A 12,090-nucleotide genomic window follows, 5' to 3' on the forward strand; every position below is an offset into this window, starting at 1 on the left:
AGCTTTTACTTATGCACCCTCCAACTTTTACTCATTTTTGTTAATCCTTGATTCGGCATAGGGTGGGCCTGCGACATTCAGTCACATACACGGTTGCAAGTGTGGGTCGAGGGAAACGCCAGTGATAACAAAAATTCTGATCGCCAACCGCGGGGAGATTGCCGTTCGCATCGTGCGTGCATGCGCCGAGATGGGCATTCGCTCGGTGGCGATCTTTTCCGAAGCGGACCGGCATGCCTTGCATGTCAAACGTGCCGACGAAGCCTACAGCATTGGTGCCGAACCTCTGGCGGGTTACCTGAACCCGCGTAAATTGGTGAATCTGGCAGTGGAAACCGGTTGCGATGCGTTGCATCCCGGCTATGGCTTTCTTTCCGAGAATGCCGAACTGGCCGATATCTGCGCCGAGCGAGGGATCAAATTCATCGGCCCCTCAGCAGAAGTCATTCGTCGCATGGGGGATAAGACCGAGGCCCGGCGCAGCATGATCAAAGCCGGCGTACCGGTCACGCCCGGCACCGAAGGCAACGTGGCAGATATCGACGAGGCGCTGGCCGAGGGCGAGCGCATCGGTTACCCGGTGATGCTCAAGGCCACCTCCGGGGGCGGGGGACGGGGTATCCGTCGCTGCAACAGCCGCGAAGAACTCGAGCAGGCCTTCCCGCGCGTGATTTCCGAAGCGACCAAGGCCTTCGGTTCGGCAGAAGTCTTTCTCGAGAAATGCATCGTCAATCCCAAGCACATTGAAGCGCAGATTCTGGGCGACAGCTTCGGCAACGTGGTGCACCTGTTCGAGCGCGACTGTTCGATTCAACGACGCAACCAGAAACTCATCGAAATTGCTCCCAGCCCGCAATTGACCCCCGAACAGCGCGCCTACATCGGCGATCTGTCGGTACGTGCGGCCAAGGCAGTTGGTTACGAGAATGCCGGTACCGTGGAGTTTCTGCTCGCCGAGGGCGAGGTGTACTTCATGGAGATGAACACCCGGGTGCAGGTCGAGCACACCATCACCGAAGAAATCACCGGCATTGATATCGTTCGCGAGCAGATTCGTATCGCCTCCGGTCTGCCGTTGTCGGTCAAGCAGGAAGACATCATCCATCGCGGTTTTGCCCTGCAGTTCCGGATCAACGCCGAGGACCCGAAGAACAACTTCCTGCCCAGCTTCGGCAAGATCACTCGTTATTACGCGCCCGGCGGGCCTGGCGTGCGTACCGACACGGCGATCTATACCGGCTACACCATTCCGCCGTTCTATGACTCGATGTGCCTGAAGCTGATTGTCTGGGCGTTGACCTGGGAAGAGGCCATGGACCGCGGCCTGCGTGCGCTCGATGACATGCGCCTGCAAGGGGTCAAGACCACGGCTGCCTATTACCAGGAAATCCTCCGCAACCCGGAGTTTCGCAGCGGTGAGTTCAACACCAGCTTTGTCGAGAGCCACCCCGAGCTGACCAATTATTCGATCAAACGCAAACCCGAAGAGCTGGCCCTGGCCATCGCCGCCGCCATTGCCGCCCATGCAGGCTTATGAATAAGCAGCTGCAAGTTTCAAGCTACAAGCTGCAAGTAAAAGCCGAGTCGCTCTTACTTGAAGCTTGCAGCTGACAACTTGCAGCTCGAAAGGACTACCCATGACCAAGAAGATCTTTGTAACCGACACCATCCTGCGTGACGCTCACCAATCGTTGCTGGCGACGCGCATGCGCACCGAAGACATGCTGCCGATCTGCGACAAGCTCGACCAGGTCGGCTACTGGTCGCTGGAAGTCTGGGGCGGCGCTACCTTCGATGCCTGCGTGCGTTTTCTCAAGGAAGACCCGTGGGAACGTCTGCGCCAGCTGCGTGCGGCCTTGCCCAATACCCGGTTGCAGATGCTCCTGCGCGGCCAGAACCTGCTGGGCTATCGGCATTACAGCGATGACGTGGTCAAGGCGTTCGTCGCCAAGGCGGCGGTCAACGGTATTGATGTGTTCCGTATTTTCGATGCCATGAACGATGTGCGTAACCTGCGGGTTGCCATCGAGGCGGTGAAAGCGGCGGGCAAACACGCGCAGGGCACCATCGCTTACACCACCAGCCCGGTGCACACCATCGAGGCCTTCGTGGCGCAGGCCCGGCAGATGGAAGCCATGGGTTGTGACTCGGTGGCGATCAAGGACATGGCCGGCCTGTTGACGCCTTATGCCACGGGTGAGCTGGTCAAGGCGCTGAAGGCCGAGCAGTCGTTGCCGGTGTTCATCCACTCGCATGACACGGCGGGTCTGGCCGCGATGTGTCAGCTCAAGGCGATCGAAAGCGGCGCGGACCATATCGACACGGCGATCTCCAGCTTTGCCTGGGGCACCAGCCATCCGGGCACCGAATCGATGGTGGCCGCGCTCAAGGGTAGCGAATTCGACACCGGCCTGGATCTGGAGCTGCTGCAGGAAATCGGTCTGTACTTCTACGCGGTGCGTAAGAAATACCATCAGTTCGAAAGCGAATTTACTGCAGTCGACACGCGGGTACAGGTTAATCAGGTGCCGGGCGGGATGATTTCCAACCTGGCCAATCAGTTGAAGGAGCAGGGCGCACTCAACCGCATGAGCGAAGTGCTGGCTGAAATTCCGCGCGTGCGCAAAGACCTCGGCTATCCGCCGCTGGTAACCCCGACCTCGCAGATCGTCGGTACTCAGGCGTTCTTCAATGTGTTGGCCGGGGAGCGTTACAAAACCATCACCAATGAAGTGAAGCTTTATCTGCAAGGCGGCTACGGCAAGGCGCCGGGTCAGGTGGATGAAAAACTGCGCCGTCAGGCGATCGGCAATGAAGAGCTGATCGATGTTCGTCCGGCCGACCTGCTCAAGCCGGAGATGACCAAGCTACGGGCCGATATCGGCGCGCTGGCCAAGTCCGAAGAGGACGTGCTGACGTTCGCCATGTTCCCGGACATTGGCCGCAAGTTCCTTGAGGAACGTGCAGCCGGGACACTGGCGCCGGAAGTGCTGCTGCCGATTCCCGAAGCCGGAAGCGTGGCGAAGGCAGGCGGTGAGGGCGTACCGACCGAGTTCGTTATTGATGTGCACGGCGAAACCTATCGGGTCGACATCACCGGTGTGGGCGTCAAGGCCGAGGGCAAGCGCCACTTCTACCTGACCATAGACGGCATGCCGGAAGAGGTGGTGTTCGAGCCGCTCAACGAATTCGTCGGCGGCGGGGCCAGCAAACGCAAACAAGCCCACGCACCGGGTGACGTCAGCACCACCATGCCCGGCAACATCGTCGATGTGCTGGTCAAGGAGGGCGATGTGGTCAAGGCCGGTCAGGCAGTGCTGATCACTGAAGCGATGAAGATGGAGACCGAGGTTCAGGCGTCGGTCGCAGGCAAGGTCGTCGCCATCCACGTCGCCAAAGGCGACCGCGTCAATCCGGGCGAAGTGCTGATCGAGATCGAAGGTTGAGCTGACGCCTGAGCATCATCCAAAGGTTTACCTCAGGGAAGCACTCGTGGCTTCCCTTTTTTTATTCTGTGCAGGCGCGGCCAGTGGCCACGACTATCGTTCCGCACGCTCCAGCGTGGGAATGCAGTTCTGGACGCTCTGCGTCCTCAGGATTACCGAAACGCCTCAAGCCCCTTGATCTGTTGCCCGTCAGTGAAGTTATCCACAGCCAGCCAGCGCTCAAAGGCGTTCTGCCGCTCAGGCCATTCGCTGTCGAGGATCGAATACCACTCGGTATCCCGGCTCTGGCCTTTGACCACCATGTGCTGGCGGAAGGTGCCTTCGTAGCTGAAGCCGAATCGCTCGGCAGCGCGTTTGGAGCGGGCGTTGTTGGCGTTGCATTTCCACTCCAGGCGACGATAGCCCAGTGCGAAAATCTCTCTGGCCAGCAGGTAAATGGCTTCGGTGCCTTTGGGCGTGCGTTGCATGGCCGCGCTGAAGGTGACATGACCTATCTCGATACGCCCATGGGCAGCGACGATCGACATCAGGCTGATGACGCCTTCGGCCTTATCGGTCTGCTGATCGACCACGGTGTAAAACCACGGATCGGTGGCCGCCTGATGCCCGGCCAGCCATCTATCGAAGGCGCTACGGTCGCTGAACGGCCCGTATGGCAGATAATCCCACAGCTTCGGGTCCGCATTCGGGCCATCGAGTGCCGCCCACAAGTCATCGGCGTGACGCGCGGCATCAAGTTTTTCCAGGCGTATGAAACGGCCTGTCAGTGTATGGGCCGTGGGCAGTGCAGCGGCTTGCCAGTCCAGCAGGGTGTCGGACATCAGTCACTTCCTGTTTCAGAGTGCTTTACGAAATTGTATGAGGCCGGGCCGTTCGGCGATTCGCTCGTACAACCGAATGGCCGTGGCGTTGGTTTCGTGGGTCAGCCAGTGCACCTTGTCGCAACCGTCTGCCTTGGCCGTGGCGTAGACAAACTCGATCAGTTGCCTGCCGATGCCTGTCCCGCGTTTTTCGGGGGCGACGATCAGATCCTGCAGGTAACAGGCGTTGTTGATGCTCCAGTTGGAGCGATGGTAGATGAAATTCACCATGCCCACCGCCTCGTCACCCCGCCAGGCGAGCGCCGAGTGAGTCGGTTCGCTCGGGTCCACAAGGCGTTGCCAGGTGATGTCGCTGACGCCTTCGGCCAGCTCGGTGTTGTAGAAGCGCAGATAGGCCTGCCACAGAGGCAGCCACGCGTGATGGTCGTCGACGTTAACGGGGCGAATACGCACATCGGTCATGAGCTGCTCCCTTCGCTCATCAAGCGAGCGACGTGTTGGTCATTTGCATCCTGGCTTGCGGCGAGGCCGTCGCGCACACCGGCCATGTCCGCAGCGCTGCGATTCTGACTGAGTTTACGTTTGCCCTGCAGCCGTTGCACCGGAATGGCGAATCCGACAATCGCCCCGAGCATTTTTGCGATGTAGTCCGCTGGTGCATCGTCAATGGACCAGGGTTGCGCCCGGTCGGATTCATGGCGATGGGTCAGGTCAGCCAGCAACTGATGCAATTGCGCAGCATCGGTAAAAACCTCGGCCTGTCCATAAGCATGCACGGCCACATAATTCCACGTGGGTACGACCTTGCCGTGCTCTATCTTGCTCGGATAGAACGACGGGCTCACGTAGGCATCGCCGCCAGGAAAAATCACCAGTGCCTCGGCGCCGGAGCTAAGTTGCTGCCACTGTGGATTGGCTTTGGCCAGGTGCCCGTAAAGCGTGCCATACGAACCTTCATCGCGGCGCAACAGCAATGGCAGGTGGGTGGCTTGCAATCCTTCTGCGCCGTGCGTGACCAGAATCGCCAGGCGCGTCTGCTCGATCTGCTCGTGCAGGCTCGGTGTGTCGTTGTTCTTGAAAGCGGTAGGGATGTACATGGGTAATGTCCTTGGCTGATAACAGGATCGTAAGCAAGGCATTGGTCTGATGTAAGATCCATTTTTGATCATTTTAACAGGGCCAATACATGCCTGATCTCAGTGTTGCGTTTCCGCCCACACTCACCGGTATCGCGCTGGACCCAAATCAGGGCCTGAGCAAGCAGCTTTACGCCTTGTTGCGCCAGCAGGTTCTCGACGGGCGTCTGAGCAGTGGCACACGCCTGCCAGCCAGTCGCGATTTGGCGCATTCACTCGGCATCTCCCGTAACAGCGTGATCCGGGCCTATGACCAGCTGTATGCCGAGGGTTTCATCGAGGGGCGCGTTGGCGACGGTACGTATGTGGCTCAGCTCTCTGAACCAGGCACCGCGCCTCGGCGGACCGGTCGCAAAAAACTATCCACCAACTTACCCACAGGTGTATCCACAGGGTTACACACAGGTTTGTCCACAATCGGGTCTGAAATACGGTCAGATTCCACCTGTGAAGTTATCCACAGCCCGGTGCAAGCGCTGCTGGAAAAACATCATCTGCATGAACCGCCGACGGGTCGTCCGCGGCCCTTTCGGGTCGGCGTACCGGCGTTCGATCTTTTCCCCTTTGCCTTGTGGGGCAAGCTGTATGCCGCTTTTTGGCGCAAGCCGGACCTTGCTCAGCTCGGTTATGGGTCGGCTGCGGGAGACTCGCGGTTACGTGAACTGATTGCGGTCTACCTGCGCTCATCGCGCGGGCTGCATTGCAGCGCTGAGCAAATTGTGATCACCAGTGGTGCACAACACGCGATCAGCCTTTGTGCACAGTTGCTTCTTGCCCCGGGCGAGGGCGTTGCTGTGGAGAATCCGGGGTATCGGGCGGCCGGTCATGCGTTTGCCCTGGCAGGTGCTCGGTTGCACGGTGTGGCTGTGGATAACGAAGGCATGCGTTGTGCCGACCTTGATCAGGCAGACTGCAGGCTGGCCTACGTGACGCCTTCACACCAATACCCGACCGGCGTGGTGATGAGCCTGGCGCGGCGTCTGGAATTGCTGGCCTGGGCCGAGAAACACCAGGGCTGGATTGTCGAGGATGATTACGACGGTGAGTATCGCTACAGCGGTTCACCCTTGGCGCCCCTGGCCGCGCTCGACCGCAACGCGCGGGTGCTCTACGTCGGCACGTTCGGCAAAATCGCCTTCCCGGCGCTGCGCCTCGGGTATCTGGTTTTGCCAGAGCCACTGGTGCCGGTGTTCAGCCAGCGCAAGGCCGTGGACATGCGTCATACCGAGATAGGGGTTCAGGCGGTCATGGCGCAATTCATTGCGTCGGGTCATTTCCAGCGACACATACGTCGCATGCGCCGCGCGGCGCTCAGTCGTCGCAATGTGCTGCTGGATAACTGGCCGGCCGATATTCCGGGGTGCGCGGCAATGCCCAGAGTGGTTGCCGGGCTGCATGTCATGGTCAAGGTCGACAGCGTGGCGCGTGAGCAGGCGCTGATTGCCAAGGCCAATGGTGTCGGGGTCGAAATGAATGCCCTGAGTGATTACTGGCTGCCTGATTCCACTGAGCCTGTGGATAACCGCGCCGGGCTGGTGCTGGGGTTTGCCGCAGTGCCCGAGGACGAGATGGTCGAGGCATTGAACAGGCTGCGCGGGGTCTGGTCCGAGTAGTCCCGTTGGCAGGCGTATAATCTGCGCTTTCTGTTACCTGTCCTTGAGATACCCATGAACAACTCTCTTACTGCAACACCCGGACGCAAGTTCGGCGCGCCGCTGGCTGCGCTGTTCCTGCTACTGATGGGCGCCCAGTTCCTTCTGCTCAGTGTTGGCACCCGCCAGGTGATGCTGTGGATCGTCGGCGCGGCGTTGGGCGTAACGCTGTATCACGCGGCATTTGGTTTCACCTCGGCGTGGCGGGTGTTCATCCGCGAGCGGCGGGGTGCTGGCCTGCGCGCGCAAATGGTCATGCTGGCGGTCGCTGTGGTGCTGTTTTTCCCGGCACTCGGTGCGGGCACGCTGTTCGGCCAGCCAGTCACTGGCCTGGTTGCCCCGGTCGGGATTTCGGTCGTCGTCGGCGCGTTCATTTTCGGCATCGGCATGCAGCTGGGTGGCGGCTGTGCGTCCGGTACATTGTTCACTGCCGGTGGTGGCAACGCGCGGATGCTGGTGACGCTGCTGTTTTTCATCCTCGGCTCACTGATTGCCACCCATCACGTCGACTGGTGGTTTGCCCTGCCTTCGTTCCCGGCGGTGTCGGTGGTCAAGACCTTCGGCGTGCTGCCTGCGCTGCTGGTCAATCTGGCGCTGTTCGGCTTGATCGCGCTGGTGACCGTCAAGCTCGAAAAGCGCCGTCATGGCCAGCTTGAAGCGCCGCCAGCCACGGATCATCGTGGCCTGAGTCGTGTGCTGCGCGGGCCGTGGGTTCTGGTCTGGGGCGCTGTCGCGCTGGCGCTGCTCAATTACGCAACGCTGGCGTTGGCCGGTCGTCCATGGGGCATCACCTCGGCGTTCGCGCTGTGGGGCGCGAAAGCGGCCAGCGGGCTGGGCGTGGACGTCAGCAGTTGGGTGTTCTGGCAAAGCGCTGCGAACGCCAAGGCGCTGGCGGCTCCGGTGTGGGAAGACATCACCAGTGTGATGGACATCGGCATCATGCTCGGTGCCTTGCTGGCTGCAGGTCTGGCAGGTCGTTTTGCACCCAGCCTCGATATCCCCACGCGCTCGCTGGTGGCGGCGGTCATCGGCGGCTTGCTGCTGGGCTACGGCTCGCGCCTGGCCTACGGCTGCAACATCGGTGCGTACTTCAGCGGCATTGCCTCCGGCAGCCTGCACGGCTGGCTGTGGCTGGTGGCGGCCTACGCCGGTAACGTCGTCGGTGTCCGCCTGCGGCCGATTTTCTTCACCGGCGAGCGTCCTCAGGTGGCTCTTAATGGCTGCTGAAAACGTCTGAAACCCCGAGATAAGCGGGCCGCTTGCGAACCAACCGCCGGTTTCGTATTCAAAGGCCATGCGGTAACTGTGCGTATGCGGTTCGCTTATTTTTCGATGGGGTGGTTCTTTTGCAGCAAACGATCATTTCGAAAATCCGTTTTCTCGGCAAGACCATCGGTTATGTAGGATGGTCGCTTTTCTGGCTGTTGATCTGGGACGTGATTGTCACGGTTGACTTCATGCTCTATCTGGAGCGCAAGATCACCTTGCCGTCCATGCCGTTGACCCTGCTGGGCTCGGCGCTGGTGGTGCTGACCAGCTTCCGCAATTCAAGTGCTTATAACCGCTGGTGGGAAGCCAGGACGCTATGGGGCGCGCTGGTCAACAGTTCACGCAGCTTCGCTCGGCAAGTGCTGACGCTGGTCGAGGATGACGACGGGATCAACCCGGTCAAGGCCACACTGTTGCGTCGCCATGTCGCGTATGTGAAGTGCCTGTCTGCGCACCTGAAGGGCGCCAAGTGTGGTGATGAAGTTCAGATGCTGATTCCTCGCGAGGAATTCGAACGTCGTCACGATACCAACAACTTTCCCAACGACCTGCTCAATACGTCGGCTGCGCTATTGGCCAAGGAGTATCAGGCCGGGCGGCTGGACAGCATTCGTCTGGCGCGGCTGGAGTCGACCATGGTGGATATCTCCAATTGCCAGGGCGGCATGGAGCGTATTGCCAATACACCGTTGCCTTATCCGTACGTGGCTTTTCCGCGTCTGTTCATCACGCTGTTCTGCCTGATCGTACCGATTGGCCTGGTGGAGACCCTGGGTTGGTTCACGCCTCTGGCGTCGACGGTGGTGGGTTTCATGCTGTTGGCGATCGAGAAGATCGGTACCGACCTGCAGAGCCCGTTCCGTGCCAGTGAACATGAGATTCAAATGACGGCGTTGTGCGAAAACATCGAGCGCAATCTGGATTCGATGCTCAGGGGCGCGCAGGAGGAATGCAAGGCTTCATGAAGGGGTGAGGCGTCGCGCGATTGCGTGACGCCTCGGGTAAAGCAGAGGCAGCCGCTTAACGCAGCTCGCCGCACAGGTCCAGTTCGACCAGGCGCCGTACCTCCTCGGTCGTCAGGTCTGCGCCCAGCAGCGCATGCAGTTTGCCCAGCGCTGCTTCACGGGTCATGCCACCACCGGAGAGTACGCCTGCACTTCGCAGACGGCTGCCCGCTTCGTAGACATCCAGCTCGACACCGCCCTCATGGCACTGGGTAATCGCGACCACACAGACACCCAGCGCTCGCGCGTTCTCCAGACTGGCCAGAAATTGCGGATCGTCACTGGGGCCCGTGCCGCTGCCGAAGCATTCGAGCACCAGACCGCGGATACCACTGTTGATCAGACCGTCAAGCTGGGCAGCACCGACACCGGGAAACAGCGGCAATACCGCCACCTCTGTAAGTGTCTTGGTCTGGCGATAGTTCAATGCGTCAGGGAGCGAAACCACCGCATGGCCGCCGCGTGAGCGTTGCAGCGGTGCGAACGGTTGACGACCGAAGCTGCGAATTTTCGCGCAGCGTACGGGTGCCATCAGTTGCCCGTGAAAATACAGCTGCACGCCTGACACCAGACCCGAACCCAGCGCCAGCAGGGCGCCGTTGACGTTTTCCCAGGCATCGCTGTCCTGCACGCCGGCAGGCAGCATCGACCCGGTGAACAGTACCGGCGCGCTGAACCCCAACAACTGGAAACACATCGCCGCTGCGCTGTACGCCAGGGTGTCGGTGCCATGCAGGACCAGCACCGCATCGCAGCCATCGACCTCAACCGCCTCGATCACCGCCTCGCGCAGGCGCAGCCAGTAGGAAGGGGTCATGTTGGCGCTGTCGATCAGCGGCGACATCTCGCGGAAGCGCCACTGCGGCACCACCAGTTCCGGGTGCTCGGCCAGTTGCCCGGCCATTCGCGCCTCGAAACCGGAGGCCGGAGCCAGACCATTGGCGCTGGCCTGCATGCCGATGGTGCCGCCGGTGTAAAGAACCATCACGCGTTGTGCGGGTTGTTGTGCGTCATGCGGCATGGCTCTTCTCCGGCGTAGTGTCGCGGTCATTATCGTGCTTCGGGTACAGACTTGGCTGCCGCTTCGGCATCCTGTGTCGACTGACGGGTCGGATTGGCCGGCCATGCGGTGCGATCCAGGTCCAGATCAGGGAACTGGCTGGAATCGAACACCGGCGTCTTGACCCCGGCCCGACGTTGCGCATCGTAGTCATTCAAAATGCGTTTGACGACTTTGAACAGCATTGCAAGGGCGATCAGGTTGACGAACGCCAGCATGGTCATGGTGATGTCGGCGAACGCCAGTACATCTTTCAGGTCAACGACCGCACCCCACATGATCAGTACCAGCACCGCGATGCGGTAGATGATGATGGTCTGGATCTTCTCGCCAAACAGGAACCGCAGGCTGTTTTCGCCCAGGTAGTAGTTGTAGAGAATCGAGGTGAAGACGAACAGTGCCAGCGCTACGCTGATGAAGACTCTGCCCCAGTCACCGACCACGGCTGCCAGCGAGTTCTGTGCCAGAACGATACCGTTGCCGTCGTAGCCGATGTCGTAGATACCGGACAGAAGAATCAGCAAGGCGGTGCAGGTGCAGATCACGAAGGTATCGAGGAACACGCTGAACGCCTGAACCACGCCCTGGGCCACCGGGTGCTCGACCTGTGCCACGGCAGCCACGTTGGGCGCACTACCCAGGCCGGCTTCGTTGGCGAAGACGCCACGCTTGACGCCCATCACGATCGCGCTGCCGATCAGGCCGCCGAATACCGGATCAAGGCCGAAGGCGCTTCTGACGATGGTCATCAGCATGCCGGGAACGTGGTCGATCTGCAGGGCGATCACGTAGATGGTCACCGCGATGTAGATCAGGGTCTTGACCGGAACCAGCAGGTCGGAAATGGCCGCGATACGCTTGATGCCGCCAATGAAGGCCAGGCCCAGCAGTACGACCAGGCAGATGCCGGTGGTGCGGGTGTCGACGTTGAACGCGCTTTTCAGCGAGTCGGTCACAGCGTGCGATTGCAGGCCGTTGAAGGCAAAGCCGAAGGTCACCAGCAGCAATACCGCCATGACCATGCCCAGCCAGCGCTTGCCCAGGCCGTACTGAATATAGAACGCCGGACCGCCACGGAACTGGCCTTCGGAATCCTTGCGTTTGTAGAGCTGAGCGAGGGAGCACTCGATGAAGCTGCTGGCCATGCCGACCAGTGCGGTCACCCACATCCAGAATACGGCACCCGGACCACCGAGCGTCACGGCAATGCCGACGCCTGCGATGTTACCGGCACCGACGCGGCCCGCCAGGCTGAGCATCAACGCCTGAAACGAACTCAACTGGCCGGCGCTGCTGCGCAGACTGTCGCGAAAAACCGAGAACATGTGGAAAAAATGTCGAAACTGAACGAAACGCGAGCGGATCGTGAAGTAACTACCCAGGCCTACGATAAGTACGATCAGTACCTTACCGGAGAGAAAGTCGTTAATCATTTCCAGCATTTTTGTTATTCCTCGCTACTTTTGAGGGGGCGCACTATACCGGTGCAAAGTTTTTACGTCTGTAGTCGCTTTCTTGGACGGCTGATTCTTCATTCGCGACGATGAATGAATACTTCCACGGGTTGCTCCGCAAAAGTGGGGTGCCGAAGGCTCTGGGTCCAGTGTCGGAGCCCTTTGCTGCAGGCAAAAAAAAGGGTCTGGAGAATCACTCCCAGACCCTCAAAAAATTGAGGGGTGTCTAGGCCCTCAATCTGGTGAGC

General features: G+C 60.1%; 10 protein-coding genes. 5 read left to right on the plus strand and 5 right to left on the minus strand.

All coding sequences use genetic code 11. The features are described 5' to 3' along the window. Positions 1–121: 121 nt before the first annotated feature. Together JOE34_RS06610 and oadA are read left to right on the plus strand one after the other, a co-directional pair. A complete protein-coding gene (locus JOE34_RS06610; RefSeq protein ID WP_003401293.1) occupies positions 122–1,537 on the plus strand; it encodes an acetyl-CoA carboxylase biotin carboxylase subunit in 1,416 nt (471 codons plus the stop codon). Between the two features lie 100 nt (positions 1,538–1,637). Further along, positions 1,638–3,446 carry a sodium-extruding oxaloacetate decarboxylase subunit alpha gene (oadA, locus tag JOE34_RS06615; RefSeq protein WP_010422736.1) on the plus strand — a complete coding sequence of 603 codons (1,809 nt, stop codon included), beginning with the start codon at positions 1,638–1,640 and terminating at the stop codon, positions 3,444–3,446. A gap of 152 nt (positions 3,447–3,598) precedes the next feature. Here oadA and JOE34_RS06620 read toward each other — a convergent pair whose 3' ends face one another. The 3 genes from JOE34_RS06620 to JOE34_RS06630 are packed head-to-tail and all read right to left on the minus strand — an operon-like array spanning position 3,599 to position 5,364. Further along, complete coding sequence (locus JOE34_RS06620) at positions 3,599–4,267, minus strand: GNAT family protein (RefSeq protein WP_003316067.1); 669 nt, start codon at positions 4,265–4,267, stop codon at positions 3,599–3,601. A gap of 15 nt (positions 4,268–4,282) precedes the next feature. Beyond that, positions 4,283–4,729 (minus strand): GNAT family N-acetyltransferase, encoded by a 447-nt coding sequence (locus tag JOE34_RS06625; RefSeq protein ID WP_003316068.1) that lies wholly within the window; start codon positions 4,727–4,729, stop codon positions 4,283–4,285. After that, the gene (locus tag JOE34_RS06630) at positions 4,726–5,364 is read right to left on the minus strand and encodes an FMN-binding negative transcriptional regulator (RefSeq protein WP_003316069.1); all 639 of its coding nucleotides are present in this window, start codon (positions 5,362–5,364) and stop codon (positions 4,726–4,728) included. Before JOE34_RS06630 ends, JOE34_RS06625 begins: the two co-directional genes overlap by 4 nt. A gap of 89 nt (positions 5,365–5,453) precedes the next feature. Between JOE34_RS06630 and JOE34_RS06635 the strand changes: the two genes are divergently transcribed. From JOE34_RS06635 to JOE34_RS06645, 3 genes are all read left to right on the plus strand, one after another. Next, on the plus strand, positions 5,454–7,016 hold the full coding sequence (locus JOE34_RS06635) for a PLP-dependent aminotransferase family protein (protein ID WP_003316070.1): 1,563 nt from the start codon (positions 5,454–5,456) through the stop codon (positions 7,014–7,016). Between the two features lie 54 nt (positions 7,017–7,070). Further along, positions 7,071–8,282 carry a YeeE/YedE family protein gene (locus JOE34_RS06640; protein ID WP_024665746.1) on the plus strand — a complete coding sequence of 404 codons (1,212 nt, stop codon included), beginning with the start codon at positions 7,071–7,073 and terminating at the stop codon, positions 8,280–8,282. Positions 8,283–8,401: 119 nt separating this feature from the next. Beyond that, positions 8,402–9,289 carry a bestrophin family ion channel gene (locus JOE34_RS06645; protein ID WP_003316074.1) on the plus strand — a complete coding sequence of 296 codons (888 nt, stop codon included), beginning with the start codon at positions 8,402–8,404 and terminating at the stop codon, positions 9,287–9,289. A gap of 55 nt (positions 9,290–9,344) precedes the next feature. On the opposite strand, the gene JOE34_RS06650 is transcribed toward JOE34_RS06645, so the two are convergent. Both JOE34_RS06650 and JOE34_RS06655 read right to left on the minus strand, forming a co-directional pair. After that, complete coding sequence (locus tag JOE34_RS06650; RefSeq protein ID WP_024665745.1) at positions 9,345–10,349, minus strand: asparaginase; 1,005 nt, start codon at positions 10,347–10,349, stop codon at positions 9,345–9,347. Positions 10,350–10,378: 29 nt separating this feature from the next. After that, a complete protein-coding gene (locus tag JOE34_RS06655) occupies positions 10,379–11,830 on the minus strand; it encodes an alanine/glycine:cation symporter family protein (RefSeq protein WP_024665744.1) in 1,452 nt (483 codons plus the stop codon). Between the last annotated feature and the right edge of the window lie 260 nt (positions 11,831–12,090).

This window comes from Pseudomonas sp. PvP028, assembly GCF_017832255.1.
Lineage (GTDB): Bacteria > Pseudomonadota > Gammaproteobacteria > Pseudomonadales > Pseudomonadaceae > Aquipseudomonas > Aquipseudomonas syringae.

Excerpts from the sequence above, each read along its gene's own strand:
- oadA (WP_010422736.1), top strand. The coding sequence starts at position 1,638 with ATGACCAAGAAGATCTTTGTAACCGACACCATCCTGCGTGACGCTCAC.
- JOE34_RS06620 (WP_003316067.1), bottom strand. The coding sequence starts at position 4,267 with ATGTCCGACACCCTGCTGGACTGGCAAGCCGCTGCACTGCCCACGGCC.
- JOE34_RS06625 (WP_003316068.1), bottom strand. The coding sequence starts at position 4,729 with ATGACCGATGTGCGTATTCGCCCCGTTAACGTCGACGACCATCACGCG.
- JOE34_RS06630 (WP_003316069.1), bottom strand. The coding sequence starts at position 5,364 with ATGTACATCCCTACCGCTTTCAAGAACAACGACACACCGAGCCTGCAC.
- JOE34_RS06635 (WP_003316070.1), top strand. The coding sequence starts at position 5,454 with ATGCCTGATCTCAGTGTTGCGTTTCCGCCCACACTCACCGGTATCGCG.
- JOE34_RS06640 (WP_024665746.1), top strand. The coding sequence starts at position 7,071 with ATGAACAACTCTCTTACTGCAACACCCGGACGCAAGTTCGGCGCGCCG.
- JOE34_RS06650 (WP_024665745.1), bottom strand. The coding sequence starts at position 10,349 with ATGCCGCATGACGCACAACAACCCGCACAACGCGTGATGGTTCTTTAC.
- JOE34_RS06655 (WP_024665744.1), bottom strand. The coding sequence starts at position 11,830 with ATGCTGGAAATGATTAACGACTTTCTCTCCGGTAAGGTACTGATCGTA.